At 60.5% G+C, this 26,384-nt stretch carries 28 protein-coding genes and 2 pseudogenes; 18 read left to right on the forward strand and 12 right to left on the reverse strand.

The features are described from left to right. Window positions 1-66 precede the first annotated feature (66 nt). Genes FJ940_RS16505 through FJ940_RS16515 form a run of 3 tightly spaced genes read left to right on the forward strand, consistent with a single transcriptional unit; the run spans window position 67 to window position 2,725 of the window. Window positions 67-825, forward strand: a complete 759-nt coding sequence (locus FJ940_RS16505) for an aspartate/glutamate racemase family protein (RefSeq protein ID WP_140558783.1) — start codon at window positions 67-69, stop codon at window positions 823-825. Between the two features lie 5 nt (window positions 826-830). Further along, window positions 831-1,493, forward strand: coding sequence for an ankyrin repeat domain-containing protein (locus FJ940_RS16510; RefSeq protein ID WP_140518194.1), 663 nt, complete (start codon window positions 831-833; stop codon window positions 1,491-1,493). Beyond that, window positions 1,490-2,725 (forward strand): cyanate transporter, encoded by a 1,236-nt coding sequence (locus FJ940_RS16515; protein WP_226880550.1) that lies wholly within the window; start codon window positions 1,490-1,492, stop codon window positions 2,723-2,725. Before FJ940_RS16510 ends, FJ940_RS16515 begins: the two co-directional genes overlap by 4 nt. Before the next feature lie 307 nt (window positions 2,726-3,032). Here FJ940_RS16515 and FJ940_RS28495 read toward each other — a convergent pair whose 3' ends face one another. From FJ940_RS28495 to FJ940_RS16525, 3 genes are all read right to left on the reverse strand, one after another. Next, window positions 3,033-3,176 (reverse strand): hypothetical protein, encoded by a 144-nt coding sequence (locus FJ940_RS28495; protein ID WP_181165452.1) that lies wholly within the window; start codon window positions 3,174-3,176, stop codon window positions 3,033-3,035. Between the two features lie 50 nt (window positions 3,177-3,226). Next, a complete protein-coding gene (locus FJ940_RS16520; RefSeq protein WP_140518192.1) occupies window positions 3,227-3,688 on the reverse strand; it encodes an Rrf2 family transcriptional regulator in 462 nt (153 codons plus the stop codon). A 61-nt stretch (window positions 3,689-3,749) separates the two neighbouring features. Next, on the reverse strand, window positions 3,750-4,214 hold the full coding sequence (locus FJ940_RS16525; protein WP_140500702.1) for a group III truncated hemoglobin: 465 nt from the start codon (window positions 4,212-4,214) through the stop codon (window positions 3,750-3,752). 326 nt (window positions 4,215-4,540) lie between these two features. On the opposite strand from FJ940_RS16525, the pseudogene FJ940_RS16530 reads away from it, so the two are divergent. The 3 genes and pseudogenes from FJ940_RS16530 to FJ940_RS16540 form a co-directional block, all read left to right on the forward strand. Continuing rightward, window positions 4,541-4,750 (forward strand): annotated as a pseudogene (locus tag FJ940_RS16530) (transaldolase family protein); the annotation flags it as partial. Window positions 4,751-5,006: 256 nt separating this feature from the next. Further along, entirely contained in the window at window positions 5,007-6,542 is a 1,536-nt protein-coding gene (locus tag FJ940_RS16535; protein WP_140657150.1) for an FAD-dependent oxidoreductase, read from the forward strand. Between the two features lie 510 nt (window positions 6,543-7,052). Continuing rightward, entirely contained in the window at window positions 7,053-7,538 is a 486-nt protein-coding gene (locus FJ940_RS16540; RefSeq protein ID WP_140518188.1) for a universal stress protein, read from the forward strand. Window positions 7,539-7,699: 161 nt separating this feature from the next. Here FJ940_RS16540 and FJ940_RS16545 read toward each other — a convergent pair whose 3' ends face one another. The 3 genes from FJ940_RS16545 to FJ940_RS16555 form a co-directional block, all read right to left on the reverse strand. Further along, entirely contained in the window at window positions 7,700-8,320 is a 621-nt protein-coding gene (locus FJ940_RS16545) for a Tim44/TimA family putative adaptor protein (protein WP_140657152.1), read from the reverse strand. A gap of 55 nt (window positions 8,321-8,375) precedes the next feature. Next, window positions 8,376-9,971: a cytochrome c oxidase subunit I gene (ctaD, locus tag FJ940_RS16550; protein WP_140525738.1), complete on the reverse strand. Its 1,596-nt coding sequence runs from the start codon at window positions 9,969-9,971 to the stop codon at window positions 8,376-8,378. A 102-nt stretch (window positions 9,972-10,073) separates the two neighbouring features. Further along, a complete protein-coding gene (locus tag FJ940_RS16555; RefSeq protein WP_140525739.1) occupies window positions 10,074-10,736 on the reverse strand; it encodes a 5-formyltetrahydrofolate cyclo-ligase in 663 nt (220 codons plus the stop codon). Window positions 10,737-10,862: 126 nt separating this feature from the next. Here FJ940_RS16555 and FJ940_RS16560 point away from each other — a divergent pair, with 126 nt between their 5' ends. Both FJ940_RS16560 and FJ940_RS16565 read left to right on the forward strand, forming a co-directional pair. Then, window positions 10,863-11,708 carry a LysR family transcriptional regulator gene (locus tag FJ940_RS16560; RefSeq protein ID WP_140518333.1) on the forward strand — a complete coding sequence of 282 codons (846 nt, stop codon included), beginning with the start codon at window positions 10,863-10,865 and terminating at the stop codon, window positions 11,706-11,708. A gap of 71 nt (window positions 11,709-11,779) precedes the next feature. After that, on the forward strand, window positions 11,780-12,325 hold the full coding sequence (locus tag FJ940_RS16565) for a DUF488 domain-containing protein (RefSeq protein ID WP_140525740.1): 546 nt from the start codon (window positions 11,780-11,782) through the stop codon (window positions 12,323-12,325). A gap of 8 nt (window positions 12,326-12,333) precedes the next feature. Here the strand turns inward: FJ940_RS16565 and FJ940_RS16570 are convergent, their stop codons facing one another. The 3 genes from FJ940_RS16570 to FJ940_RS28795 form a co-directional block, all read right to left on the reverse strand. Next, a complete protein-coding gene (locus FJ940_RS16570) occupies window positions 12,334-12,894 on the reverse strand; it encodes a nucleoside-diphosphate kinase (protein ID WP_140525741.1) in 561 nt (186 codons plus the stop codon). Between the two features lie 162 nt (window positions 12,895-13,056). Next, the gene (rnk, locus tag FJ940_RS16575) at window positions 13,057-13,521 is read right to left on the reverse strand and encodes a nucleoside diphosphate kinase regulator (RefSeq protein WP_140525742.1); all 465 of its coding nucleotides are present in this window, start codon (window positions 13,519-13,521) and stop codon (window positions 13,057-13,059) included. Window positions 13,522-14,151: 630 nt separating this feature from the next. After that, window positions 14,152-14,769, reverse strand: a complete 618-nt coding sequence (locus FJ940_RS28795; protein WP_246671102.1) for a hypothetical protein — start codon at window positions 14,767-14,769, stop codon at window positions 14,152-14,154. A 2-nt stretch (window positions 14,770-14,771) separates the two neighbouring features. On the opposite strand from FJ940_RS28795, the gene FJ940_RS16585 reads away from it, so the two are divergent. From FJ940_RS16585 to FJ940_RS16600, 5 genes are read left to right on the forward strand one after another with little or no spacing between them, the layout of a single operon-like run. Then, window positions 14,772-15,293: a hypothetical protein gene (locus FJ940_RS16585; protein WP_140525743.1), complete on the forward strand. Its 522-nt coding sequence runs from the start codon at window positions 14,772-14,774 to the stop codon at window positions 15,291-15,293. Window positions 15,294-15,304: 11 nt separating this feature from the next. Beyond that, window positions 15,305-15,847: a CBS domain-containing protein gene (locus FJ940_RS16590; protein WP_210241292.1), complete on the forward strand. Its 543-nt coding sequence runs from the start codon at window positions 15,305-15,307 to the stop codon at window positions 15,845-15,847. Beyond that, window positions 15,793-15,996: a BON domain-containing protein gene (locus FJ940_RS28630; protein WP_210241291.1), complete on the forward strand. Its 204-nt coding sequence runs from the start codon at window positions 15,793-15,795 to the stop codon at window positions 15,994-15,996. The genes FJ940_RS16590 and FJ940_RS28630 overlap by 55 nt, the downstream gene beginning before the upstream one ends. Before the next feature lie 10 nt (window positions 15,997-16,006). Beyond that, complete coding sequence (gene fdxA, locus FJ940_RS16595; protein WP_140657154.1) at window positions 16,007-16,345, forward strand: ferredoxin FdxA; 339 nt, start codon at window positions 16,007-16,009, stop codon at window positions 16,343-16,345. Window positions 16,346-16,350: 5 nt separating this feature from the next. Then, complete coding sequence (locus tag FJ940_RS16600) at window positions 16,351-18,369, forward strand: hydantoinase/oxoprolinase family protein (RefSeq protein WP_140657156.1); 2,019 nt, start codon at window positions 16,351-16,353, stop codon at window positions 18,367-18,369. 68 nt (window positions 18,370-18,437) lie between these two features. Here the strand turns inward: FJ940_RS16600 and FJ940_RS28800 are convergent. The 3 genes and pseudogenes from FJ940_RS28800 to FJ940_RS16615 all read right to left on the reverse strand — a co-directional run. Further along, window positions 18,438-18,690 (reverse strand): annotated as a pseudogene (locus tag FJ940_RS28800) (zinc-binding dehydrogenase); the annotation flags it as partial. 99 nt (window positions 18,691-18,789) lie between these two features. After that, window positions 18,790-19,845 (reverse strand): hybrid-cluster NAD(P)-dependent oxidoreductase, encoded by a 1,056-nt coding sequence (locus tag FJ940_RS16610; protein ID WP_181171777.1) that lies wholly within the window; start codon window positions 19,843-19,845, stop codon window positions 18,790-18,792. Window positions 19,846-19,934: 89 nt separating this feature from the next. Further along, window positions 19,935-20,792 (reverse strand): LysR family transcriptional regulator, encoded by an 858-nt coding sequence (locus FJ940_RS16615; protein WP_140657160.1) that lies wholly within the window; start codon window positions 20,790-20,792, stop codon window positions 19,935-19,937. A 124-nt stretch (window positions 20,793-20,916) separates the two neighbouring features. Between FJ940_RS16615 and FJ940_RS16620 the strand changes: the two genes are divergently transcribed. The 5 genes from FJ940_RS16620 (at window position 20,917) to FJ940_RS16640 (ending at window position 26,226) form a co-directional block, all read left to right on the forward strand. Further along, window positions 20,917-21,999 (forward strand): amidohydrolase family protein, encoded by a 1,083-nt coding sequence (locus tag FJ940_RS16620; protein WP_140657180.1) that lies wholly within the window; start codon window positions 20,917-20,919, stop codon window positions 21,997-21,999. Between the two features lie 9 nt (window positions 22,000-22,008). Next, window positions 22,009-22,362 carry a Rieske (2Fe-2S) protein gene (locus FJ940_RS16625; protein WP_140500687.1) on the forward strand — a complete coding sequence of 118 codons (354 nt, stop codon included), beginning with the start codon at window positions 22,009-22,011 and terminating at the stop codon, window positions 22,360-22,362. 120 nt (window positions 22,363-22,482) lie between these two features. Further along, complete coding sequence (locus FJ940_RS16630) at window positions 22,483-23,496, forward strand: glycine betaine ABC transporter substrate-binding protein (protein WP_140577957.1); 1,014 nt, start codon at window positions 22,483-22,485, stop codon at window positions 23,494-23,496. A 125-nt stretch (window positions 23,497-23,621) separates the two neighbouring features. Next, window positions 23,622-24,713: a betaine/proline/choline family ABC transporter ATP-binding protein gene (locus FJ940_RS16635; protein WP_226880602.1), complete on the forward strand. Its 1,092-nt coding sequence runs from the start codon at window positions 23,622-23,624 to the stop codon at window positions 24,711-24,713. Further along, window positions 24,700-26,226: an ABC transporter permease subunit gene (locus FJ940_RS16640; RefSeq protein ID WP_210241501.1), complete on the forward strand. Its 1,527-nt coding sequence runs from the start codon at window positions 24,700-24,702 to the stop codon at window positions 26,224-26,226. The genes FJ940_RS16635 and FJ940_RS16640 overlap by 14 nt, the downstream gene beginning before the upstream one ends. The last annotated feature ends 158 nt before the right edge of the window (window positions 26,227-26,384 follow it).

The following is a 26,384-nucleotide window of genomic DNA, read 5'->3' on the forward strand; positions in this document are numbered from 1 at the left end:
GCCACCGGTGATGCGGAACGGCAGCGATGCACGTTCGGCCGGGCGGCGGCTTCAGGAATTTTTCCCATGGTACGCATCGGCATCATCAATCCCAATTCGTCCGCGTCGATGACGGGATCCATCGCCGTCGCGGCGCGGCGAACCGCGCAGGCGGGCACCGAAATCATCGCCATGCAGAACGACAGCGGCCCGGCTTCTATCGAAGGCGCGATCGATGGCGCGAAGGCGGTCCCAGGTCTTCTCGACCGTATCGAAGGGGCCGAGCGCAGTGACGCCGTGGACGCCTATATCATCGCCTGCTTCGACGATACCGGACTCGACGCCGCGCGGATGCTGACGCGCAAGCCGGTCATCGGCATAGGCGAGGCTGCCGCCCGTGTCGCCAGCATCGTGGCGAGGCGCTTCACGGTGATTACCACCTTGCCGGTTTCCGTTCCCATTCTCGAGGACAATCTGGTTCGCTACGGCCTTTCGCCATTCGCCACCGTGCGGGCGAGCGGCATTCCCGTCCTGGCGCTGGAAGCTAATGGCGAGGCGGCCTTGTCGATCATCAGCGAAGAAATCCAGGAGGCGCTGCGGGTCGATCGCGCCGACGCCATCGTGCTTGGCTGCGCCGGCATGTCGGATATGGCGCGGCGACTGGCCAGCCTTCACGGTGTCCCGGTCGTCGAAGGAGTGTCGGCGGCTGTCAGGCTCGCGGAATTGCTCGTCGGCCTGGAACTTCATCCCAGGCAGGATGCTTTCGCCACCTCTCGGCGGAGCATGACGGCTTCGCTCGCCGCAGCAACCCGCTCGGCTTCCACGCACAGCGTGTCGGGGGGCTGATGCCGATGGTCAAGCGCAGACTTTTGCTGGGCGTCATCGTCGCCTGCATTCCATTGATAGCGTTGGGGCAGAACATGAATGAGACAAGGCTTCACTCGGCTGCGGCAAATGACGATGTCTCCATGATCAAGATGCTTGTTTCCGAGGGGGCCCGGATCGACGCGCGCGACGAGAACGGCCGCACGGCTCTTCTCGTCGCGACCCACGGCAACAAGGTCAGCGCTGCCAGGACTCTCATCGAGGCTGGCGCGGACGTCAACGCCAAGGACGATATCCAGGATAGTCCATATCTCTACGCCGGCGCACGCGGGCATCTCGAAATCCTGAAGATGACGCTTGCGCACGGCGCCGACCTCAAGAGCACCAATCGCTATGGCGGCACCGCGCTCATTCCGGCCGCCGAACGCGGACATGTCGAGACCGTCGGCGCGCTGATCGATGCCGGTGTCGATGTCGATCACGTCAACAAGCTCGGCTGGACCGCGTTGCTGGAGGCCATCATCCTCGGCGATGGCGGGCAGCGTCATGTCGAGATCGTGAGGCGGCTGATCGAGGCCGGCGCCAACGTCAATCTCGCCGACAAGGACGGGGCGACACCGCTGCGGCACGCGCGCAGGAACGGCTATGCGCAGATGATAACCCTGCTGGTGCAAGCGGGCGCCAGATGAACAGCGCGAAAATGTCGATGACCGCGCAACCTGCAACCGACAGGCAATGGACCCTGCTTGCCCTCGTCGTGCTAATCGGGATCAACCTGCGTCCCTTCCTGACGGCCCCGGGACCGATATTGGCTGATATCGTGGCCGACACCGGGATGGGCTATGGCAGCCTGGCCATGCTGACGCTGTTGCCGATGCTGCTGATGGGCCTCGGTGCGTTCGTTGCACCGGGCATCCAGGCGGCCGTCGGAACGCGCCGGGGCCTGCTCGCGGCGCTAATGGTGCTGACAGCGGGCTCGCTGCTCAGGCTTGTCGTGCCCGGCGGCCTGTCGTTGATCCTGACGGCGGCACTTTGCGGGGCGGGGGTGGCCTTCATCCAGGCCGCGTTTCCGGGGATCATCAAGGCAAAGTTCCCGACCAGCACACCCGCCGTGACCGGCCTCTATTCCTGCATGATCATGGGCGGTGGGGCGCTTGGCGCACGTCTGGCGCCCCTGCTCGTCAACAACGGATACGACTGGCGGGCAGCCCTTGCCTGGCTCGCGGCTCCCGCCGCCATCGCGCTGTGCGCCGCATTCCGCGTTCTGTCCGACGCCAAGGCTTCAAGACCCGATCGCGCCTTGACTGGCTTTCTGCTTCGCCGTCCACGGACCTGGGTCCTGATGGCGGCCTTCGGCCTGGTCAACTCCGGTTATTCATCTATGGTCGCCTGGCTTGCGCCCTACTACCAGGCGCAAGGATGGAGCAGTGCCGCCAGCGGCAATCTTGTGGCCGTGATGGCCATTTGCCAGGCGGCTTCGGCCCTGGTGCTGCCTGTCCTGGCGCGCCGGGGCATCGACCGCCGTCCCTGGCTCTGGCTGACCCTGCTGTTGCAGGCTGCGGGCTTTGCCGGACTTGCGGTTTTTCCCGCACTGTCGCCCGTTCTGTGGGTGGGGATATGCGGGGCCGGTCTTGGCGGAAGCTTCTCGCTTGCAATCGTCACGGCGCTCGATCATCTGCCGCGCCCGGAGCAGGCGGGCGCGCTGGCTGCGCTGATGCAGGGCGGCGGTTTTCTGATCGCCGCGCTTGGTCCATTCGCCACCGCGCTCCTGCATGGCTGGAGCGGGAGCTTCAGCAGCGGATGGATCATGCATCTCGGCTGCGTGACCGTCACAGCGTTTCTCTATCTGCACTTCAACCCAAAACGGTACGCCGACGTCATGAGGGGCTCGGAACAAGAGCAGTGCGAAATGGTAGTTTAACGAAGCGGAATGCAAGTTCTGAACTCAATGACGACGTACGTCTCCGCGGGGTGAGCAGCAGGCGCTTGCGCCGCATCTCGGCCGTGGAGATCGGCTCTGCCGGATCATCGGGGCCGGGCTGGCGCAGACGACGATATACCTCCTGCAGCTCATCGTCGCCGGCTATGCGCTGTCCAAGCGCCCGCCGGTCGCGCGCTCTGTACTTCCCCTCCTCGGCCGACAGTTCTCCATCCGCCAAATCGCAATTGGGGTTGCAGGCGCCCAGACAACAGCCGGGCCGATAAAGTCACACGCCATCGTTGCGAAACTACACAAACATCATCACGATGATCGCTCCGATAACTATCAGGACAAGCCCACCGATAAGCATCGGCAGCAGAGTGTTGTCCGGGTCGATATCAGAATCAATGTCCTTTGTGACCTGTTGATCATTCTTCTTTGGTTCAGCCATGGCCCATCTCACATCCGAGCAAAAACAGCGCGCGTCGAAGCCGCGCAACATTATACGGTCTTGCGTGTCGCCCCGGTGCGAACGGGTGGTATCTGACCGCCGAGGAAGTCTTCGGGCATCAGTGTGATGTCGGCGAGCGTGTAGCGGTCAAGGACGTTCAGGAAGGAGGCTGTCGCTTCGTCAAACATGCCTGAAAGCTTGCAGGAGGCGGTTAGCACACACCGGTTTCCGGTCGCGAAACATTCGACCAGCGCGAAATCCGGCTCGGTTAACCGCACGACATCGCCAATCCGGATCATCTCAGGCCGGCGCCCGAGAATGAGACCACCGGAACGGCCGCGGATTGCCTTCATATAGCCGCCACGGGTCAGGGTGTTGGCGACCTTGTTCAGATGCGTCTTCGACACGTTGAAGGTGCGGGCAACCTCCTCGATCGTTATAAGCCGGCTACCGGCGGCGGCAGTGTACATCAGCATCCGCAATGCATAATCCGAAAAGCTGGTCAGCCGCATGAATCACGGCTTCCTGTTGATCGCTGTGCATTGTAGGAACCACTCACAAACCGGTCGTGCATCACAAGTCTCTCTCGACGATAGGTTCGATGCCGATCGTGGTCTCGCCGCGGTTGAAGGCGATCGCGAGACGGAAACTGTGAGCAATTCGCAGCGCGCGATCCATAAAAAGCGTCGCCACCTCGGCCGGGCAAATGCGACGCACCGTTGTCCGAAACAATATTAGCCAGCGACGGAAATGCGCCGCGCCGAGGCCAGCTATGACCAGGTGCGGCGGCAGTGGCCTGCCGTCGTATCGGGATGTCCGAAGTAGAGTAGCGGACCAGAAGTCACACATCTTCGCCAGATGCTGCGGCCATTTATCTGGCTCGATCCGATCGTGGAAAATGGGACCGAGAAGGTCATCACGGCGAATTTCGTCATAAAACCCGTGGACTACACCGCGGATCATTGCCTCGTCGAGTATGTTGGGCAATGGCACGCCGTCGACCACGATTGTTCTCTTGCTTCGACCGTTCGCGGTCATTCCGAAGCTCCTGTTTTCTCCGATGCAAGCTGGCTGAAGCCTTGGTTCGCTCTTCGATGTGATCCTCTATATAAGATATATTATCAATCTATCTTATTGCGTGGCAAGACGCCGTGATGCCGCACCAGAAATGGGTCTGTCCGACCAAGCGGCGAATGACGAGCCCTTAATCCTAGGCATTTCCGAACTGCCTGGACATCACCCCAGGCCCGAGGCCGGAAGTATATAAATTGGCGGGGAATTCCCGATGTGGCTCAGTTTCGAGAGTCGCCAACGCCTCATCAGATGACCGTGCCAGCCGGAGTCGCTCCCGAACCTGAAGTGCGATCTACGACAACGGCAAATCCTTCACGACGGAAATCCTGGCGTCCTCAATTCGCACTCCACTCCATGTCAAACAGGCGGCGATCGCAGGCGCGGATGTCGCGACCGTACCACCAGCGATACTCAGAAACCTCGCCAGACATCCACTCACCGACAAGGGCCTCAAGTCGTTTCTTGCCGACTGGGGAAAGACTGGGCAGGCGATCTTGTAGTTGTGCGCAGTGGAATCGCGGAGGGAAAGCCATCATGAAAACTGCACTCAACTATCGATTAAATTCGTTTGCATGATGTCCGCGAGAGCGGGAGACTGCGGTCTGAGCCACTCAGCCCAGTACATGACGCAGTCGGAATGTCGGCGCGGATAATGCTGAGAATCTGAAGGCGCACTAGCCAGGCAGAAGGTACCCCGAAGCAGTGTGCCGCCTCGCCGCACGAGCGGTTTTGACACGGATCGCGAAGGACGAGAATATGGCTGAAGCTGATACCAAATCAAACGGACCGGATCTGGTCCAGGGGATCGCGCTGTCCGACCTTCCCGATGGCGGAAAGCTTGTCGGCCATTGCGGCGACGAGCAGGTGTTGCTGGTGCGCCGCGGGGCCGAGATCTTCGCCATCGGCGCGACATGCACACATTACGGCGGGCCGCTCGGTGACGGTCTTGTGGTGTCGGATTCCATTCGATGTCCGTGGCACCACGCTTGCTTCGATCTGCGCACAGGCGAGGCCTTGCGAGCGCCTGCCTTCAATCCACTCGCTTGCTGGTCGGTGGAACAGCGCGATGGGCGGATATTCGTGGGCGAGAAACTCAAACGGACGGCGCCGAAGCCGCGCGGCGGAAGCGCGGGCGGGGTCCCCGAGAAAGTCGTCATTGTCGGCGGCGGCGCGGCCGGTTTCGCGGCGGCCGAAATGCTGCGGCGAGAGCAGTACCAGGGCAGCATCGTCATGATCAGCGACGACCATGCGCCGCCCGTCGACCGGCCGAATCTCTCCAAGGACTACCTCGCAGGGAAGGCTCCGGAGGATTGGATTCCGCTGCGCGGCCAGAAATTCTATTCAAAAAACAACATCGACCTGCGTCTCGATACGAAGGCCGTCGATATCGACCTGCGTTCTCGCGAGGTCATTCTGGCTGACGGAAGCAGGATTCCTTACGATAGACTGTTACTTGCCACGGGGGCCGAACCGGTGCGCCTCTCCATCCCCGGCGCGGATCAGCCACATGTTCACACGCTGCGCTCGTTTGCAGATTGCAAGGTGATCATCGAGCGAGCCACGACTGCGCGCCGCGCCATCGTGCTTGGCGCCAGTTTCATTGGCTTGGAAGTTGCCGCAGCGCTGCGCGCGCGCAATATCGAAGTTCATGTCGTGGCGCCGGATAAACGACCCATGGAACGGGTCCTCGGTCCGCAAATGGGTGACTTCATCCGCGCACTCCATGAGGAACATGGAGTCGTGTTCCATCTCGAGGACACCGCGAGCAGCATCGACGGCAACAAAGTGAAACTAAGCAGTGGCAACATGTTGACGGCGGATTTCGTCGTCGCCGGCGTCGGCGTGCGTCCGCGGACCGGGCTTGCCGAAAGGGCGGGGCTCACTCTTGACCGCGGCGTCGCCGTAAATGCCTTTCTGGAGACGAGCGCACCGGACATATTCGCGGCCGGCGACATTGCGCGGTGGCCGGATCCTCACACTGGCGAGAACATTCGGGTCGAGCATTGGGTGGTTGCAGAGAGGCAGGGGCAAACCGCGGCCCTGAACATGCTCGGCCATCGCGAGAAATTCGCGGCCGTGCCGTTCTTCTGGAGCCAGCACTACGACGTTCCCATCAACTATGTCGGCCATGCCGGGCAATGGGACGAGATTGCTGTCGATGGAGACATCGGTGCCAGGGACTGCCTGCTGCGCTTCAAGCGCGAAGGGCGCACGCTGGCTGTCGCTTCGATCTTCCGTGACATCGAAAGTCTAGGGGCGGAGATGGAAATGGAGCGCCAAATGGCAAGGTAGCAAGCGCTCTTGGGCACCGCGATCCGTAGAGAGCGCAACCCGTATGGCGCAGCGGTGCGTCGCTGTGACTGAAAGGAGTTCGACTTATGTCCACAGTGCAACAGGAACCGAGCACCACCAACGGATTGGACGCGGTTCATTCAAAGATCGTCAAGTTCGCTACCGGTGTGGCCAGGGAAGCGTCCGATGAGGCGCCGACCTCGGTCGAAATCTTTTCGGACAGGGGCCGCTGGTACTGCAGGGTCCGTCGCGGCGATGAGAAGACTCGGCCAATGGGTCCCTATTCCAAACAACAGGCTGAGCGGATCCAAGAGGCTCGGAGACTGTTGATTGCCAAAAGAGGCACCGCTCGGATCATGTTCGAGTAGGGAGGACATTCACGATCACGTCGGCCGGCGTACTTCTCACCACAACCATCGTTCATCATCGACTTTTTTGAAACTGTGCAGGTAGACCTCCGGCTTTGAGGGTTGTCGCGTTGTGAAGCCGCGTTGCGCGGCAGGGTGTCTGTTGACGTTTTCCCCTTGGCCAAGCCGGCATCGTCGCAGCCTCGCCCGAGGGCGCCTCTTCTGGCAATTTTCATCGTTCCACCCACCTGGTAGCCTGATCCTCCAGGCAGGACGGCCTGTCTTCGTCGCCTCGACCAGCCAGGAAAATTTCCGCATCAACAAGATTCTTGTCGGATGGAAGGATAGGCGTGAAGCCAAGCGCGCGGTTACCGATGCCGTGCCCCTTTTTCAAATGGCTCAGGAGGCTGGTATAATCACGATCGAGGATGCCGCGACCGATGAAACCTGGAACAGCCTGAACAATATCGTCGCCTTCCTTTCGAGCCACGGCGTAAGGGCGAAGGCTGACGTGTTTCCGGAAAGATCTGATGGTGGATCAATCGCTGATGTGGCCGATGCGATGCATGCGGATCTGACCATATCCGGCGCCTACGGCCAGCAGGTTCAGGGAGTGGATCTTTGGCGGTGCTACCCGCTCGCGGCTTGAGAATGATCGACTGAACCGGTCATGCCGATTTGATCGTGATACACAAGTCGTGGATGCACATTGTCAAAAGCTGGAAATTCCGCGCGGCTTGAGCGCTCCGGGTTGACCGCCCATCTATAGTGACAAGGCTGTCAGGCAGGCATCGGGTGAGCATGCACTCGTTACTCGCCTTCCGTGGCGATCAACATCCAATTGCGCTTTGTTGACGGGGTGTCACAGGCGAACGTCCACGTATCGATCACCTCAACGATCTGCTGGGGATCGCCGGCGACGATCGCATCGTTGGCCGAGCGTGTAACGCTGACCACGTCGGAAACGAAGCGAACGGCAATCTCAGCGGTGCTATTCTCCGCAAGAGCGTCGACGACCTTTGCTTCCTTCGTGCCAATGAAGGTGAGTTGCAGCATCTCCCCCCGATCCCGGCGGCCGGCAATCGCTCGTCCGAAGATATCGAGCACTTCCGGCCCGACGAGACGCTTCAACGTTGGGATGTCGCTGTCCGCATACGCGCGCAGGATAGCTTCATAAGCCATATTGGCACCGGTCAGAAACGCGGCAAGGTCGAAAGTTGGGTCGATCTCTCGGATCGCATCCAAGCGTGTGTCCGTATAGGATATATCGTCGATACTGCCGGTTCGCTGCTCTGTCGGCGCATCGTCCTGCTTGGCCTTGTCGTTGCCCGAGCGCGGCAGAGTTTGGCCCCAACTGCCCAGCAATGCCCAATAAAACGCTATGATCGCCACGAGCAGGATCTGGTTGTTTGGATCTGTGGTTTCGTTCATGACGTTCTCCCGACAGAATGTCGAAACAGGCGCCGGTTCGGAACCGGAGCGAACACTAGGCAATGCGCGGCAGCTTCTCCCATTGATGGAAGGGCGGCGGCGATGGCAGCTGCCATTCCAGCGTCGTCGCCCCTTCGCCCCAAGGATTGGCGCTTGCCTGGCGTCTTCGGCTGAAGGCCTCGGCAACCGCGATGAAGAAGACGACAAGCCCGGCCGTTGAGATGTAGGAACCGATCGACGAGACGAAATTCCAGCCGGCAAAAGCATCGGGATAGTCGGCGTAACGTCGCGGCATGCCGGCCATGCCCAGAAAATGCTGCGGGAAAAAGACGAGGTTGACGCCGATGAACATCAGCCAGAAATGCAGCTTGCCGAGCGTTTCGCTGTACATATAGCCGGTCATCTTCGGGAACCAGTAGTAGAAGCCGGCAAAGATCGCGAAGACCGCCCCCAAAGACAGCACATAGTGGAAGTGAGCGATCACGAAATAAGTGTCGTGGTACACGCGGTCGATACCGGGGTTCGCAACCATGATGCCAGTGACGCCACCAATGGTGAACAGCAGGACGAAACCGAGAGCCCACATCATGGGTGTCTTGAACTCTATCGATCCTCCCCACATGGTCGCCAACCACGAAAACACCTTCACGCCGGTTGGAACGGCGATGACCATCGATGCGAAGGCGAAGTAGCGCTGCGTGTCGACCGACAGGCCGGTCGTATACATATGATGCGCCCAGACGACAAAACCGATCGCGCCGATTGCCACCATTGCATAGGCCATGCCGAGATAGCCGAAGATCGGCTTCTTGGCGAAGGTCGAGATGACGTGGCTGATGATGCCGAAGCCAGGCAGGATCATGATGTAGACTTCGGGATGGCCGAAGAACCAGAACAGATGCTGGTAGAGGATCGGATCACCGCCGCCGGACGGCGAAAAGAAGGTCGTCCCGAAGTTGCGATCGGTCAACAGCATGGTGACCGCGCCGGCGAGCACCGGCAGCGACATGAGAAGCATGAAGGCGGTGACCAGCATCGACCAGGCGAACAGAGGCATCTTGTGCATGGTCATGCCGGGTGCGCGCATGTTGAAGATGGTGGTGATGAAGTTGATCGCGCCGAGGATCGAGGAGGCCCCCGAAAGGTGGATAGACAGAATAACGAGGTCGACGGCGGGACCTGGCTGGCCATCCGTCGAATAAGGCGGATAGAGCGTCCAGCCGCCGCCATGGCCGAGCGTACCGGGCGCTCCCGGAACGAACATCGAGGTGATGAAGAGGATGAATGACACCACCAGCAGCCAGAACGAGATGTTGTTCAAGCGGGGGAAAGCCATGTCGGGTGCGCCAATCATGATCGGCACCATCCAGTTGCCGAAGCCACCAATCAGCGCCGGCATGAGCACGAAAAAGATCATGACCAGCCCATGGGCACTGACGACCACATTGTAGACGCCCGGATCGCCAAATATCTGCAAACCCGGTTCCTGCAACTCCATGCGGATCAACACGGAAAGCGCCGTACCGAAGATGCCTGCCATGATCGAGAACAGCAGGTAAAGCGTCCCGATATCCTTGTGGTTGGTCGAGAACAGCCATCGGACGAGAAACCGGGGCTTGTGATCATCCAAGGTCGTGGCTGGAATGGACATGATATGCTTCCTGCTCTCCTCTTCCGGCAGGCGAGGCGGCCTCAACCATGGACGGCACCTGCGATCCGCCGTCACACGGGGCCAGGTCTTGCCTGCGCTCTTTCATTCATCCGTGACGATCGCATCCATCGGAATGTCGTGCGGCTGCGGATAGATGGTTCGGATCCTGCTACGGGCGTAACCGACGCCGACGACGAGAGGCCGCCTGGGCGCCGCGGCCAGGGTCCGGTCGAAGAAGCCGCCGCCATAACCCAGGCGATAGTTAGCCTCGTCGAAACCGACAACGGGCGCGATGACCACATCCGGTTGGACGGCAGGTCCATGAGAGGGGACAAGAATATTCCAGAATCCGCGTTCGAGCGGGTCTCCCGGCCCCCAGATGCGAAACTCCAGCGGCCAGCCTTTCTTGATGACGACTGGAAGCGCAATCCGCCCGCCGCGCTCGATCACCTTTATCGCCCAGTTGCGGAGGTCGGGCTCACCGCGGAACGGCCAATAGCCGCTGACGATCCGCCCGCTCACCCGACCGACGGCCAGGTCGAGAACGGAAGCGATGCGTAAAGACCTCGCATTGCGTTCCTCGGCGTCGATCGCGAGACGCTCATCGATTAGACGCTTGCGTTCCGCCTTGCGCCATCGACAGACATCGGGCCATGCGTCCTGAACGGCCGGCTCAGTGCCGTACCCCGGGACAAGCTCATCCATAAAGCATGGTGGAGAGGCGTATTCTCTCGTCTCCGGACATACATCCTCCCGATCAGACATCGCACGCTCCATATCCGTTACAGCGGAGACCCTCGCCTACGTGGACGTTGCGCTGCGTAAAACAGGAAGGCAAACGGAATTAAATGCTGTATTGATGCAAGATTATTGCACTAATCGGGAACCAGCATGGACATCGACCGCGCGCGCACGTTTTTGGAAATCGTCCATTCCGGCAGCTTTCTGAGAGCTGCCGACCGACTCCACGTCACCCAGACCACTGTCAGCGCGCGGATACGCACGTTGGAGGAAGAGCTCGGACGTCAGCTCTTTGTCCGCAATCGCAATGGTGCGCAGTTGACGCAGGCGGGCCGGGAGTTCGAGCGGTTCGCGCAATCATTCGTGCAAATCTGGGAACGAGCACGCCACCAGCTCGCCATCCCATCGGGACGGACAAGCGTCGTTGCCCTGGGCGGGGAGCTCAGCCTGTGGAACCCGCTGCTGCTCGATTGGCTGGTCTGGATGAAGAAGGCCAGGCCGGAAATCGCCATCCAAGCCCAGGTCGGCGTGCCGGACCAGCTCCTCGAGCAGCTCAGGACTGGCGTTCTCGACATCGCGGTGCTCTATGCGCCGAAGCTGCTGCCAGGCTTCAGGGTGGAGCTCCTCGTGGAGGAGCAGCTCGTCTTGGTTCGGAGCACGGACAGGGACTCAGAGTTGGACGCCTCAAGGGACTATGTCTATGTCGATTGGGGGCCGCTGTTTGCGGCCCAACATGGCGCCAGTTCCTCTGCCTTCGGGGAGCCGGGATTGATGGTCGGCCTTGGTCCGCTTGGGCTGAGCTACATCCTGCGCGCCGGCGGAATGGGCTATTTCCGTAGGGGCGCGGCAGCGCCCCATATCGAGGCCGGGCAGTTGGAGGTCGTGGAGGGCGCGCCGGAATTCACCTATCCGGCCTATGCAGTCTATCCGGATGCAAGCGCGTCGCGAACCGACGTACAGGAGGCGCTACGTGGATTGAAGCAGGTGGTGAAATGACCGCGTTCTTTCAGTTCCAAATCACTGATCACGCGGCCGGAAAGAAATCCACCGCCATGGATTGATCGAACATGCCTTATCCGTTCCACACCATCGGTCACTCGACCCGGTCGATCGCCGAATTCGTCGCCCTGTTGCGGGTTGGCGAGATTACCCTCGTGGTCGACATAAGGACCATCCGGCGATCGCGGGCGAATCCGCAATTCAACAGCGAAACGCTGCCGGACAGCCTTGCGGATTTCGCGATCGGATATGAGCATATTGCCGAGCTTGGCGGCCTGCGCGGCAAGGCGCACCCCATTCCACCGACGCTCAATGCATTCTGGATCAACCAGAGTTTTCACAACTACGCCGACTACGCGCTGTCGGCGGAGTTTCATGGCGGCCTGGAGCGGCTTGTGTCCCTTGGCAGGCAGCAGCGGTGCGCCATCATGTGCTCGGAAACGCTTTGGTGGCGTTGCCACAGAAGAATCGTCGCGGACTATCTGATCAGTCGTGGCGAGTCTGTTTTTCATCTGATGGGCCATGACAAGGTCGAGCCGGCGAAGCTCACCGACGGTGTGGAGGCAAGGCTCGACGGAACGCTTGTCTACCCGCCTTCCCCGCGTTCTGGGTAGTCGAGGCCTCAGGCGGCCGACGGCCCCGGGTCGTCAAACCCGTCGTTGAAAGCCGCCATGGCCCTGTTTTCCGCGTTGGGTTCTGCCTCATCAGAGTGATGGACGACGCGCAAAACCGGTCCGTTCGGTCGCCACGGCTCCGGCGCCGCACTCCCCGCCAGCTTCAATCTCTCACGCCTTGCGGCTTCCGGTTGGTAGACCACTTCATGCACAGTCAGTGTTTCATGGCCGCCTTGCGCGGTCGGAATGGACATGGACTGACCTTCGGCCAGACCAAGCAGCGCGAGGCCGCGCGGGTTGGTGATCGGCAAAAGCATGCCAACCAGACCGCGCATCTCGTCATGTGCGACGATGCGGGTCTCGGCAGGGCCGTCGTTTACACGATAGGTCACTCGGGTGCTGAGCGTCACGACCGTTGGCGGAATGTCTTCTCGAAACATCACAATTGCGCTCGAAATCTTCCGTTGAAGGACAACGGACAAGGCATCGCCGCGGGGATGGCGCTCTTGCATCACTTCAAGAATCGTGAAGTCCTTGGTGGTCAGTTGGCAGCTATCGATAGTGGGCATGGTGCGTCTCCAAGACGGACCCGTGAAAGGGTTCCGGCGTCAAGCATTTGATCGGATGTGGAAGCTACCCCCTGTGCCGGACCAGAACAGGCCGGCGCAGGGGTCACACTCCCGCGATCAAACTGCCTGCGTGATTGAGGAGACGGATGGAAACGCCCATGTCTAGGCGTCTGCCGGGATCGCCGAAGACGCTGGTGCGCGCCGATCGACTGCATCGCCGTCCGCAGCGGGTTGGCCTACGGCGAGCACCGACAGTTTGTGCCGGCGCCCATCGCGCGCGGTCCACATGATCGACTGTTCGGCCGAGAGGCCGATCAGGGCCGTGCCGATCGGCGTGAGGACTGAAACCTTGCCTTCGGAGATATCCGCGTCGCCAGGAAAAACCAGCGTGACTGTCTTGGCATTGCCAGTATCGGGCTTGAATGTCACCGTCGAACCCATCTGGACGGTGCCGGCGGAGACCGAACCATCGGCGACTATACGTGCCCGCTCGAGTTCGGCGAGCAGTTCATCGGAGGCCTCCGGATTGCGCGCGGCCACGGTGCTCGCAACCGCCGACAGACGCGCATGGTCTGACTGTGAGATGCGGATGTTCGGCTTGCGCCGGGTTTTCGTGTTGTCTTGCATTTGAATACTCATGCTTCCGCTCGGACCAGCCGCCACGGAGGGTGCCGGAATCGGGCCAATTCGTGAAAATCTCGATGGAACGCCGATGCTCCGGAGGCTTGAGGCCCTGCGGAACCATCCCATGTGTGGGCAAACACACCGCCCCTCGGCTCGGGGCGCGCATGGCAGCCGAGCCGGGGGCTACATTCCCGCTATGGGGCAAACCCGGAAAAGAAAATCGCGACGGATTCTGACTGCGGCGTTCATAGGACCATAGTTGGTGAAGCAATCCGGGAAGTCAAGTCAGCCACCTCGGTGCAGTCTGGCGGCTATCAATCCTAAACTTAGTCAGAGCGAGCGCCAAGCAACGTTCTTATCACCAGCTCTCTTCCGGCCCGGTTTATTCCGGTCCCGCTGGGTCTTTCTTCAGCCAGTCCGAGAAAGACAAGACGTTCGGCCAAGGCTTTCGATAGAGATGGGTAGGGTCCGCGGTTCATTCGCTTGAGTGCCGTCTGCTCCTCGTTGGTGAGATCGTTCCAGATAACTGTCATGAGAGCCATCTCCCTTGTGTGCACTATCAAGCCGATGCCGATCCTGAATTGTCCAGCGACGGGCTGCGACCATGAATTCATTGGGCCCGGAAGGTCTTGCTTATGGAACGGCATCTGTTCCGACAATGCCGCCTTCATTCTCCAGAACGCCGATCCGCTTGACTTCCGAGCGGTTGAGCTTCAGGCGAACGCCGATACCGCCGCCGTTCTCGGCAATGAAAACGGCGCCGGCGCTTTCAAGCGCGGTTTGCAGCGTGTCGCAGATATCTCGGTCAGGAAGGTTGATCCGGCGCTCGAATTCTTCGATGACCAGCGCATCCACGCCTGAATTGCCGGCGAGCTTTTCACGGGTCCATTCGACCAGTGCGCGAGCGGCACGGCATTGAGCACCAGTGATCATCCTCAAAATCTCCTTCTGGATCGCTTTGGGAGCGAATTGCCGCCTGCTGAAACCCAGGACGCTGGGAGTGCGACGGCCGCGTCCGTAAAAAATGCATATCGAATCCGAAAAGGAAAGGGTTGCGCCCCTCACCGCGATCGAATCATGATGCAAAATAATTGTGCTGAAGCGGCAATAAATTTCGTTTGTCTTGCAGATAAGGATGAGTGAAGCTCGTGCGTAGCGAAACGACAGATTGGGTGCCAGCCAGCAGGTCTCAACGCTAGGGGACTGTTTGGCGATATCGCGCGAAGGGCACCTTGGGCTCGGCAATGACAATAATGGACAGGCTTGAACACGATTTCGGCAGGATCCTTTCTGGCCCGGACATTCGGCGTCATGTCGTCGGTCGAATGGTATCTGCCAATCGCCCTGACGCAGATGACGGCATCCCAATCGTACCCGTGGATGACAATGCTCTCAAAACCCGGCTGCGCGAGGAACTGCTCCTGCAAGCACGGACCCGGCTGCCGATCACCTATGCAAGACTGGCCAAGAGCATGGTTGGTTCGCAAGCAACAGGCGTGATCCAGGGTGCACTCGAACAACTGATGGACGACGATGCGGACGAAGGCCTGCCATTGCTTGCGGCCGTTGCCGTGAACGCGCTCGATCCTGGTTTGCCCGCTCCCTGGTTCTTCCACAAAGCCGAGGACATGGGGCTGTTCGCTGGCGATCCGGCCGATCTGGAAGCGTACGCTTTCCATGCAAGGGAGTTTTGTCGCGCGATCCATCTCCATGCTGGCAACGGGCAAGGCTCTGGAACGACCTTGCCGCCGGTACTGCCGCCTGCAGGCCGGTGAAGGAGAACGAAATGCTGATCGCCAAGGACGTCATGACGTCGCCGGCCATCGCGGTAGGGCCTGACAGTACGGTGGACGAGGTCGCCGATATTCTTCTGTCGCACGGGATCAGCGCCGTGCCGGTGATCGATCGAGGTGCGCTGCTGGGCATCGTCAGTGAAGGAGACCTGATCCGCCGGGCGGAGATCGGAACAGCACCGCAGGGTCGTTCCTGGTGGCTTCATTTATTCACCAACAACGCGGTTCAGGCGGAAGACTATGTCAAATCTCATTCCGATCATGTGATCGACGTCATGACACAGCAGGTTGCGACGGTGGTCGAGAGTACGCCAGTCGCCGAGATCGCAACCCTGCTTGAGCACAATCGGATCAAGCGTGTCCCAGTGCTGCGCGACGGGCAGGTGGTGGGATCGTCAGTCGCGCTAATCTGGTGCGAGCGCTGGTCATTGCCAGGAAAGGGTGGCGCGCTCCGGCCTTGCATGACGACAGCAGCATCAGGATGGAGATTGTCGATGCCTTGCGATCCGAATCGTGGCCCTCGACTTCGGACGTGATCGTGAACAACGGCGTGGTCACCCTGTGGGGAACGTATCTGTCGGAGCAGGAGCGGAAAGCCTCGATCGTCCTGGCTGAAAACACCGCTGGCGTGCGGGCTATCGATGACCATCGCATTCCCCTCGATATGACCTACGGCTTGGTCTGAAGGCCACCGAATGACGTTCGTGGTCACCGACAATTGCATCAAATGCAAATACATGGACTGCGTGGAAGTCTGCCCGGTGGACTGCTTCTACGAAGGCGAGAACATGCTCGTCATCCATCCCGATGAATGCATCGACTGCGGCGTCTGCGAGCCAGAATGCCCGGCGAAGGCCATTTTTCCCGATACCGAGCCTGGTCTCGACGATTGGCTCGCGCTGAACGCCGAGTATGCGTCTGCGTGGCCCAATATTGCGGTCAAGCGCGATCCACCCGTCGACGCCAAGGCGTTCGACGACGAAGCGAACAAGCTCGCGAAATATTTCTCGCCGGAACCTGGGTCGGGTGACTGATCAAAATGAACGCATATGCGCTCCAGCCGTCGCCACTTTATCTGGGCATTGACACTGGCGGCACGTACACCGATGCCGTGCTGTGGTCGGAATCCACAGGCATCGTGGCCAAGGCCAAGTCGCTGACCACGCGGCACGATCTTGCCGAGGGCATCGCCGGCGCCGCAGACGCTGTTTTGTCCGAGGCAGTCATCGAGCCCAGCGCGATCAAGCTCGTCTCGATGTCCACCACGCTGGCCACCAACGCCCTCGTCGAAGGGCAGGGCGGGCGGGTCGCGCTGGTGATGATCGGCTTCACTGAAGCCGACCTTGCCCGGAACGGATTGTCAAAGGCCCTCGGCTCCGATCCCGTGATCTTTTGCCCGGGCGGACATGACGTCCACGGAGATCCGCGTGAGCTGGTGCTCGACGCTCTCGTGGCTGCGCTGCCGTTTCTCGCCGACACGGTTTCAGGCGTCGCCGTGGCCTCCTATTTTGCCGTTCGCAATCCCGAACACGAAATCGCGGTACGTGACGTTATCCGCGAGCGCATCGGGCTCCCGGTGACCTGTTCGCATGAATTGTCGTCGAAACTCGGCGGCCCGCGTCGGGCGCTGACCACGCTTCTCAACGCCCGGTTGATCTCGATGATCGATCGCCTTGTCGACGCCACGGAGGGATTTCTGGCAAGACGCGGGATCGTCGCTCCGCTCATGGTCGTGCGCGGCGACGGCGCGCTCATTACCGCAGAATTCGCCCGCGCTCGGCCGATCGAGACCATTCTGTCAGGACCAGCGGCAAGCCTGGTGGGGGCGCGGTACATGACCGGCATCGATGATGCGGTGGTGTCCGACATAGGCGGCACTACCACGGACATCGCAGTTCTGGACGGCGGCCGCCTGCGGCTCGATCCGGAAGGCGCCACCGTCGGCGGAATGCGAACCATGGTGGAAGCCGTGGCCATGCGCACCTTTGGCCTTGGTGGGGATTCGGAAGTTTCGCTTCATGAGCAGTCGTTGGCTTCGACGATCGTGCTCGGGCCCCGGCGGCTGGTACCGCTGGCGCTCGCCGCGGTGAAACACGGCGATGCCATATGCCAAGGTCTCAACCGGCAATTGCTCAGTCCCAACACCAGCCGGCTGGACGGCCGCTTCGCATTGCGCACAGGTGTGCCCGAACGTCTAGCCGCAGGCCTGACGGTTACCGAGACGCGGCTCTATGCTGACATTTCGGCAATTCCCGCCGCGCTCGATCGGCTGCTCGTATCGACGTCACAGGTCGCGACGCTCAATCGCCTCGTCGCACGTGGCCTGGTACATATCGTCGGCTTCACGCCATCCGATGCAGCCCATGTGCTCGGCCGGCAAGGGAACTGGGATCCTGTCGCGGCTCGACTGGGCGCCGAATTGTTCTCACGCAAGCGCGACGGCCAGGGGCATCGTGTCGCCAAAGGCGCAGAAGCGTTTTCCGAGATGGTTCTTGCCGCCGTCACCCGGCGTTCTGCCGAAGTAATTCTTGAATCGGTATTTGCCGAGGACGGGCTGGAGGGCGGCGTCTCCGTTGCCAACCCGCTGGTTCAGCGGGCGGTTGGCGGGCGAGGCGGCATGGCGCGGCTGTCGATCGCGCTCGACCGGCCGGTGATCGGCCTCGGGGCGTCGGCTTCGCTGCACTTTGCCGGGCTGCCGCAATTGATCGGCAATGAATGCAGCATTGCCGAACACGCCGATGTCGCAAATGCGTTGGGCGCCGTGGTTGGGCAGGTGCGAATGTCAGCGGAAGCGCGTGTCAGCCAACCGGAGATCGGGCTTTTCCGTCTCAATTCCGGCGAGCGGCTGGACGACTATGACACCGAGGACGAGGCGATGGCCGCAGCCGAAGCCCACATTCGAGTCTTGGCGGCAGGTCTTGCCGAGCGCGCCGGGGCCGATCAGGCTCGGATCGAGATCGCACGCGACATAAGAGCTGCTACAATCGAAGGCGAGCGCAGTTTCGTGGAAGCCATCGTCGTCGCGACAGCCACCGGGCGGCCGCGAATCGCGTCGTGACATGCACGCGTTGTTGTGAGTGAAGCGTTGTCGGGTGACAATGCTCTGACAGTATTTTTTCCTGAGGCGGCGATTGCCTCGTCGAGATCGCGACCTTGCCAATGTTCGTCCGCAGCCGTCCGTTCCGCACCTGCTGGACGATCTCGCTCAACTGGCCACGACCGGACTCGACGACGAAATCGACCGCCAACCCATCCGCGGGCTGCGCCTCGGCTGGTCCGACGACGGTCACCAGCATACCTCGCCCCGGATCAGGGCTGCAGACCGCTTCTGGATGTCGCCACCGATGACGTCGAACACCAGATCGATGCTGCCTATGTCTTATCTCTCACGCGAATTGGTCATCGGTTCGGTGCCTTCCACGACAATATCGGTATTGAATTGCTTTGTGATTTGCACGGCCGCGGTGTGCGCCTGCAGTTACAAGTCTATCGACACCGCTCCCATGGGATGTGTGCAGCAGGCGAGCACATATCCGGCGTCCTTCTCCTGTGCGCTGAGTCCGCCGAAATCAGCCATTTCCACGTCGCCGCTGACCTTCAGCACACGACAGGTCCCACAAATCCCTTGCTGGCAAGCGCTTGGCAGGTACAGACCAACGCTCCGAGCGATTTCGAGCAGGGTCTGTGTCGAACGGCATTGGTGGGTGACACCTGTGCGAGCAAAACGCACGGAAGCGGCCTGGGCTGTTTGCAACACCGGTGCAGGCTTCAGCAGGCCGCCAAAGCTCTCCTCATGATACCGACCAGGATCCAAGCCGATGCTGTTGAGGGCGTTCCGGACTGCGTTCATGTAAGGCTCGGGCCCACAGGCATAAACGGTGCGCTCCCTAATGTCGGGAGCAAACTTCAGCAACATGGACTCACCAACCAATCCAGTTGGACCGGCCCAATTATGCACAGCTTCGGCGCAGACGACATGGACGTGAAAATTGCGATGGTCCCGTGCCAGGTTGTCAAGCTCGTCACCGAAGATGATGTCCTTCGGCGAGCGTGCGCTATGAATGAAGCAGACATCCTCGTCGGAGCCACTGTCGGCGAGCGTGCGCAGCATCGACATCACCGGTGTTATGCCGCTGCCGCCGGAGAGGAAAAGCGGCCGGTCGCTCCGCAGGTCATCCCAGTTGAAGCTGCCGGACGGGCCGTCGATCTCTATTTCGCTTCCCTGTTCGAGATTGTCATGCAGCCAATTGGAAGCGAGGCCGCCGGGGACGCGCTTGACGGTTATCCTGACGTCTCCCACCCGGGTTGGCGGCGAAGAGATCGAGTAAGTCCGGACGGCCGGAGCGCCGTCGATCACGAGGTTCAGAGTGATAAACTGCCCGGCTTTGAACTGGCCGGCCTGCCCGCGCTTTGGACAAAAGACGAAGGTCTTCACGTCGTGCGTCTCCTGAACGATGCCGCGACAGATCAGCGTGTGACGTCCGCTGACGCGGTCGGATCGGCAGGAGGGAGCGAAAGAAACGAGGGCGTTCATCATCTGGCTCCCATTAAGGGGCCAAGAATGCCAGCAGGCCTACGTTCGATACAGGAGGAACCTCAAGCATCTATGATCGACAATATCGATCAACCTTCCAGCGACATGACCGCAAGATGAAGCGCGCGAATGCCTTTCTTTATGATTGGCTCATGCCGGCGTCGCGCGAGAATTGCGGTGTAGACGGGCTGATGCAGAGTTGGAGCACCTTCCACAATGTGGGAGGGTTGCTCGGCGGCGAAGCGACGCGCATCGTCGGCGCGCATGTAGCAGGTGCCGCCTGCGCGCCTCAGCATATTGTCGGCCAGCGTTTCGGAGCCCATCGAAAGCCGGCACGCAGTCAGATTTGGCAACGCCTCGGCATGAGCCTTCTCGAGCGCAACGGTGTAACCCGGCCGGATGTAATTGTCCGGGCTTACATCGCTAAGCCGGCGTGCCTTGGTCGAGACCATTGTATATTCCTCGACTATCAGTTGGTCATATGTGATCTCGGGCAGGTAGCGTGGAGCATAAACAACAGCAATATCGAGGTTTCCCAGGCTCAGATCAGATATCATCTGCGGCGAGTAGTCGGATTCGACATGGATCGAGGACCGCGGCAAGACTTGCAGCAGCATTTCCAACCAACCAGGCAGGATCGAGCGGGTCATTCCAACCTGGGCAGCGACCCGAAGGCTGCCTTCGAATCTGTTAAAGGCGCGCACGTCGTGACGGGCCTGGGACCAGGTCGACAGCATTGACCGCGCGTAAACCTCAAACCGCCGCCCTGCCGCGGTCGGCTCGGCACCGGCGCGGCCGCGATGGAAGAGTTCGGACCCCACGGCGGCCTCCAGGTTCTTGACACGGGTGCTGACCGTCGATTGCGTCAGTCCGAGGCGCTCCGCCGACCGGTTGAAGTTTCGCGATTCAATGATGTCGAGAAACGTCTCTATTTGTTCCAACTGCATAGGCGAGCCATCGATTTTTGCGATCGTATCTAGCTGTTCATACGCTTGATCCGTGCACTATCAAAGCGGAAGTTCGGTGCAGAAGCCACGGTCTGTGACGGCCGCATCAAAGGAAGAGGGAAAAGTGTTCATAGTCGATTGCGATTGCCACAACTATTGGTCCAACGCGACGGTGCTGGAGCCCTACCTGTCCGGTGTCTGGAAAGACATGTTCATCGAGGGCGAGAAGACCGGCCCGGTCGGCGCTTTTCCGCACGGCCATCGCCCCTGGTTTCATCCGCAGGATTTCTCCCGCAAGGATGTGCGACCGAAGGTGGAGGCGGACAACTACCTGATCATGAAGGAGAAGCACCTCGATAAATACAATGTCGGAGTGGCAATCCTAACTGGCGACGAGCCCATCGAAGCGTCGACACTGGCAAATCCCTATTACGCTAGCGCGCTGGTAAGCGCCTACAACGACTACCAGATCAATGAATGGCTGCCGAAAGACAGCCGCTTCATGGGCTCCATCATCATCGCACCGCAAGACCCGCGCCTTGCGGCGGCGGAGATCCGGCGCCTCGGCGCGCATCCCCGGATGGCGCAAGTTCTGGCCTCCCAAGGCTCTGTGCGGCCGTATGGCGACCCGTTCTATCACCCGATCTTCGAGGCCTGTGCCGAGGTCGGTTTGCCGTTCGCCATACATCTTGGTGGACATGGCGGCATCAACTGGAACGCTGTCGCGCCAGCGCCCACCACTTTCTTCTGGGAGACCCATGCGATCCTGCACATGTCGGCCATGTCGCATGTGGCAAGCATGATTGCCCATGGCGTTTTTGAGAAATGGCCGGACCTCTACTTCGTGATCATCGAGTGCGGCGTCGCCTGGGTCCCGTCGGTCCTGTGGCGCCTGGATGCCGACTACAAAGCACTGCGAAAAGAGACGCCATGGCTGAAAATGCTGCCGTCGGAATATTGCCGGCGTAACATACGTTTCTCCACCCAACCGCTGGAGCAGCCTTCGAATGTCAGCCACCTCTGGGCGATCCTGGAGGCCATGGACGGGGAGCACACGCTGCTGTTTGCGTCCGACTACCCCCATTGGGACTACGATGACGTCAACACTTTGCACATCCCGCCGGAATGGCGCCGCAAGGTGCTCGGCCAGAATGCGCTGGACGTTTACAAGCGCATTCCCCGCCCGCAAGCCGCTGCTGCAGCGTGACGACCTGACATGGCTGAGAAGACGTATATTTGTCGCGCCGACGAGATCCAGGTCGGAACGCCGTTCATCGCCAAGGTGCGCAGCCTGTCGATCGGCGTGTTCCGGATCGGCGATAGTTTCCATGCGCTGCTGAATGTATGCCCGCATCGAGGGGCCCCCCTTTGTGAGGGACCGCAATGCGGAACGACTGCTCCCGTCGAGCGAGCCGAATTCATCTATCACCGTGAGAATGAAATCGTTCGCTGTGCCTGGCACGGGTGGGAATTCGACATCAGGTCGGGCGCAGCATTGGTCAACCCGTCCGTTCGCGCGAGGACGTTCCCAGTCTCCGTCGAGGCAGGGAGCATATACGTGACGGCCTGAGCATGGAGACACCCTCTGCCTACAGAGCGGGTATCGGAATCTCAACGACCGCCTTATGCGCTTCATCGTTTTTGCTAATGCGGCACAATTTGGGATGGATTGCCTGCACGTTTCGCTAACTTGACCAATAAGCTGAGAAAAATCAGCGCAACTCAACTGGGGAACGATATGAAAAACCGACTTCTTGCACCATCTCTCGGCGTTCTATTGTTGGCGCCGGTATCGTCGGCGTTCGGTGCAGACGTGACTATGCCGGATCCAAACTATGCTACCGCAACGGCGGTCATGAACGTCATCAAGAACGCGGCCGAACAGGAGCTTGGGCTCGACGTTTCCACCGTCACCACCACCGCAGTCCCAGTCATTTGGGAAGCCATGGATCGCAACAAAGGGGAGGTCGACATCTGGCCAGATGTCTGGCTGCCGAACCAGCAGGGCCTGGTAGACAAATATGTCAAAAGCGCCGGCACGGTGAAACTCGCGCAGAACGGCTACGAAGCCAAGCAAGGCTACTGCGTCACCCAGGTCACGATCGACAAATATGGCATCAAGGATGTCGCGGATCTCACCAATCCGGACAACGCCAAGATCTTCGACACCAATGGCGACGGCAAGGGCGAAATCTGGATCGGCGCGTCAGGCTGGCAGTCGACAAACATCGAAAAGGTGCGGGCCCGCGACTATGGATTCGCCGATTTCTTCGATCTCCAGGTGACCGACGAAGCGGTGGCCGCGGCATCGCTCGACCGGGCCGCGAAGGCAGACAAGCCATGGGTCGGCTACTGCTACGGCCCACACCAGAATTTCGCCCGCTACAAGCTTGCCTTTCTCACCGAACCGAAACACGACCCAGCCAAGTTCATGATGCTGCAGCCGAGCGAGGATCCTCAATGGTTCGAAAAATCGAAAGTGTCGTCGGCATATGCTGACACCACCGTGCACATCGCCTATGCTGGTTCGCTGGCCCAGCGGCAACCGGAACTGACCGCCGCCCTGGATCGGATTACTTTCAATCCGGACGACATCAGCAAATGGGCCTATGCAATCATCGTCGACAAGAAGCCGGCAGGCGATGTGGCGAAGGAATGGATCAAAGCCCACCCCGACGACGTGGCGAAGTGGTTCGGTCATTGAAGGCCAGGGCCGGCATTGCAGGCTCTGAACCGGCCTGCACTGTTGCCCGGCCGCTCAAATCCGTGATCGGACGGGAGCGGTAGACGGTGGACACCGCACCGATCATTGCGCCGGGAGGACCCGGCCTGGCGGACCGCGGAGACGCGGCAAGCCACGGTGCCGCCATCATTTTGAAGGGCGTCTGGAAAATCTTTGGCGCCCGCGCGCCAGTGGCGATGATGGCGATTTTGCGCGACCGCCTGGACAAGGACGAAGTGGCCAGGCGCTTCGGATGTGTCGTGGGCGTCGCCAACGTCAACATTTCGGTTCGGCCGGGTGAAATCTTCTGCGTCATGGGCCTGTCGGGCAGTGGCAAATCGACATTGATCCGCCATATAAACCGCCTGCTCGAGCCGTCCGCCGGCGAGATTTTCGTCGACGGTGAAAACGTCATGGCCAAGTCGCCCGCTGAGTTGAGGGCATTGCGGTCTCGCAGGATCGCCATGGTGTTCCAGAGCTTCGGTCTGCTTCCGCATCGCACCGTACGCGACAACGTCGCGCTCCCGCTGGAGATCCAAGCCGCGACCAAGCAGCGGAGATTTGACGCGGCCGAGGCGGCACTTGCCAAGGTGAACCTGTCGGGCTGGGGGGATCGCTACTGCCATGAGCTCTCAGGCGGCATGCAGCAGCGCGTCGGCCTCGCCCGCGCTTTGGCTGCCGATCCAGCGATCCTGCTCATGGACGAGCCATTCAGCGCGCTCGATCCCTTGATAAGGCGGCAACTTCAAGACGAGTTCCTGGCCCTCTCGCGCTCGATGGGAAAGACAGTGATCTTCATCACCCATGACCTCGACGAGGCGATCCGGATCGGCGATCGCATCGCGATCATGAAAGATGGCGTCATCGTCCAGACCGACACGCCCGAGGAGATCGTCACATCTCCGAAGCACGACTATGTCGCGAAATTCGTCGCCGACATCTCGCGCCTGAAGGTGATCACCGCCGGGCGCATCATGGAGTCGGTCGAGAGTTTCAAGAGCCGGTCTCATCCGGAATTGGACGTCGAGCGGTTGCGCAGGGTGGATTCTCGAGAATCCCTGGCCGAACTCGTCGAACTCGCGGCACGGGATGCCGCACCGCTTGCTGTGACAGATCCCGGTGGGTCTGTCGTCGGCATCGTCGACAGGCAGATCCTGCTCGACGGTCTGCGAAAGGGCGAAATCCGTGAACGCCCATGATCCTGTCGCTGTGCAATCGATAGAGCACGCCCAACCGGTAGAGGAAGGACTCGTACGAGAATTCGTCCTCCGCAACCCCGATTACTATATCGATGTGTTCGCCCGCATCCGGCGGGCTTCCGGTGCCGTCTGGCCGTTCAACCTGGCGGCCGCGCTGCTTGGACCGGTGTGGGCCGCTGCCCGAGGCATCACACTTCTGTTCTGGCTCATCTTCTTCCTGGAGACGCTTGCGGTGGTTCAGATCGGCGTCGGCGCGGCTGGCAACCTCGGCGCCGGGGAGCAAGCACGCGCCGAACGCGTCACCAAGCAGGCACAGGTGCGCGCGGAACAGGCAAAGGCCGCCGAGGCAGCGGGGGCGGACAATGCAGCTGGCCTGAAATCATCAGCGGCCGCTCTGGAGAAAGCTGCCAACACGGCCAGAATGCGGGCCGACGCCGCAAAAGCGAAGGCGCCAGTTGTAATTGGGTCCGGCATTGTCACTTTGCTCTTCGCCAGGTTGATCGCCGGTTTCCTCGCCAACCGGATGCTGGAGCGGCGCTTCGCGCGCTGGCGTTCGAACCCGACGCTTCAGCGCGGGCTCAATCATCCGCTGGCGCTATGCGCCCTTGCCTTCTGCATCGCAGCCTATGGGCTTTCGGTCTATCGCTTCGCCGCGCCGACACCAGCCGTCTGGCTGACTGCCGCGCCCTCGAATCGCGAGTGGCAGGCCGCGTTGTCATCGGGTCTGGACAGCCTGATGGGAGCGGTGTCGCATCTCGGGGAGGGCTTTTTCGGCGGCATCACAGGCGCAATATCGTTGGTGCTCGATGCCTTGGCCTATGGACTGACGGGCATGCCCTGGCCAGTGACAATGGCGATCATTCTAGCCCTGGCCTGGCAACTGGCGGGGCCGCGCGTCGCCATCTTCACCGCGGCTGCGCTCGCCTATCTTGCCGTGCTTGGCTTTTGGGAAAAGAGCCTGGAAACGGTCGCCCTGTTGGGCACATCGGCCATTATCTGCCTCGCGATAGGAATCCCGCTTGGGATATGGTGCGGACGCCGACCGCGCGTCTATGCCGCCGTGCGGCCGGTGCTCGACTTCATGCAGACCATGCCGGCATTTGTCTATTTGATCCCGGTGATCGCATTGTTCGGCATCGGCAAGCCGCCCGGCGTCATCGCCACGCTGATTTTCGGTACTCCGCCAGTGGTGCGCCTGACCGCGCTCGGCTTGCAGGGTGTCCCGCCGGCCATTAGAGAGGCCGCGCAAGCCTATGGTGCAACGAGATGGTTTCTCCTGACACGCGTCGACCTCCCGCTGGCGATGCCTTCGATCATGGCCGGCATAAACCAGACCATTTTGATGTGCCTTTCAATGGTGGTCATCGCTTCCCTGATCGGAGCCAAAGGTTTGGGAGAAGATGTCCTCAACGCGCTTCAATACGCAGCTGTCGGGCAGGGACTGCTTGCGGGCTTCGCCATACTTCTCTGCGCCATGATCATCGACCGTATCGTGCAAGGACGAACCAGATAAAGCCGTTTGGGAACGATCTTCTCGCGGAATTCGGCCGGTCAACATCTCACGAACGGGCCATCAAAGATGCGGTGCCGGCTCTAGAGCGGAATGAATTGAGGCTGAATCGGGTGGGATTCCCTAAGGCTTGCAAATCTGATTCAACATGCTGGCTGGGC

This window comes from Mesorhizobium sp. B2-3-7 (assembly GCF_006442695.1).
GTDB lineage: Bacteria > Pseudomonadota > Alphaproteobacteria > Rhizobiales > Rhizobiaceae > Mesorhizobium.

What these genes read in the sequence shown, in the direction of transcription:
- FJ940_RS16505 (WP_140558783.1), top strand. Translation starts at nt 67, where the DNA reads ATGGTACGCATCGGCATCATCAATCCCAATTCGTCCGCGTCGATGACG.
- FJ940_RS16510 (WP_140518194.1), top strand. Translation starts at nt 831, where the DNA reads ATGGTCAAGCGCAGACTTTTGCTGGGCGTCATCGTCGCCTGCATTCCA.
- FJ940_RS16515 (WP_226880550.1), top strand. Translation starts at nt 1,490, where the DNA reads ATGAACAGCGCGAAAATGTCGATGACCGCGCAACCTGCAACCGACAGG.
- FJ940_RS28495 (WP_181165452.1), bottom strand. Translation starts at nt 3,176, where the DNA reads ATGGCTGAACCAAAGAAGAATGATCAACAGGTCACAAAGGACATTGAT.
- FJ940_RS16520 (WP_140518192.1), bottom strand. Translation starts at nt 3,688, where the DNA reads ATGCGGCTGACCAGCTTTTCGGATTATGCATTGCGGATGCTGATGTAC.
- FJ940_RS16525 (WP_140500702.1), bottom strand. Translation starts at nt 4,214, where the DNA reads ATGACCGCGAACGGTCGAAGCAAGAGAACAATCGTGGTCGACGGCGTG.
- FJ940_RS16535 (WP_140657150.1), top strand. Translation starts at nt 5,007, where the DNA reads ATGGCTGAAGCTGATACCAAATCAAACGGACCGGATCTGGTCCAGGGG.
- FJ940_RS16545 (WP_140657152.1), bottom strand. Translation starts at nt 8,320, where the DNA reads ATGAACGAAACCACAGATCCAAACAACCAGATCCTGCTCGTGGCGATC.
- ctaD (WP_140525738.1), bottom strand. Translation starts at nt 9,971, where the DNA reads ATGTCCATTCCAGCCACGACCTTGGATGATCACAAGCCCCGGTTTCTC.
- FJ940_RS16555 (WP_140525739.1), bottom strand. Translation starts at nt 10,736, where the DNA reads ATGTCTGATCGGGAGGATGTATGTCCGGAGACGAGAGAATACGCCTCT.
- FJ940_RS16560 (WP_140518333.1), top strand. Translation starts at nt 10,863, where the DNA reads ATGGACATCGACCGCGCGCGCACGTTTTTGGAAATCGTCCATTCCGGC.
- FJ940_RS16565 (WP_140525740.1), top strand. Translation starts at nt 11,780, where the DNA reads ATGCCTTATCCGTTCCACACCATCGGTCACTCGACCCGGTCGATCGCC.
- FJ940_RS16570 (WP_140525741.1), bottom strand. Translation starts at nt 12,894, where the DNA reads ATGCCCACTATCGATAGCTGCCAACTGACCACCAAGGACTTCACGATT.
- rnk (WP_140525742.1), bottom strand. Translation starts at nt 13,521, where the DNA reads ATGCAAGACAACACGAAAACCCGGCGCAAGCCGAACATCCGCATCTCA.
- FJ940_RS16585 (WP_140525743.1), top strand. Translation starts at nt 14,772, where the DNA reads ATGGACAGGCTTGAACACGATTTCGGCAGGATCCTTTCTGGCCCGGAC.
- FJ940_RS16590 (WP_210241292.1), top strand. Translation starts at nt 15,305, where the DNA reads ATGCTGATCGCCAAGGACGTCATGACGTCGCCGGCCATCGCGGTAGGG.
- FJ940_RS28630 (WP_210241291.1), top strand. Translation starts at nt 15,793, where the DNA reads ATGGAGATTGTCGATGCCTTGCGATCCGAATCGTGGCCCTCGACTTCG.
- fdxA (WP_140657154.1), top strand. Translation starts at nt 16,007, where the DNA reads ATGACGTTCGTGGTCACCGACAATTGCATCAAATGCAAATACATGGAC.
- FJ940_RS16600 (WP_140657156.1), top strand. Translation starts at nt 16,351, where the DNA reads ATGAACGCATATGCGCTCCAGCCGTCGCCACTTTATCTGGGCATTGAC.
- FJ940_RS16610 (WP_181171777.1), bottom strand. Translation starts at nt 19,845, where the DNA reads ATGAACGCCCTCGTTTCTTTCGCTCCCTCCTGCCGATCCGACCGCGTC.
- FJ940_RS16615 (WP_140657160.1), bottom strand. Translation starts at nt 20,792, where the DNA reads ATGCAGTTGGAACAAATAGAGACGTTTCTCGACATCATTGAATCGCGA.
- FJ940_RS16625 (WP_140500687.1), top strand. Translation starts at nt 22,009, where the DNA reads ATGGCTGAGAAGACGTATATTTGTCGCGCCGACGAGATCCAGGTCGGA.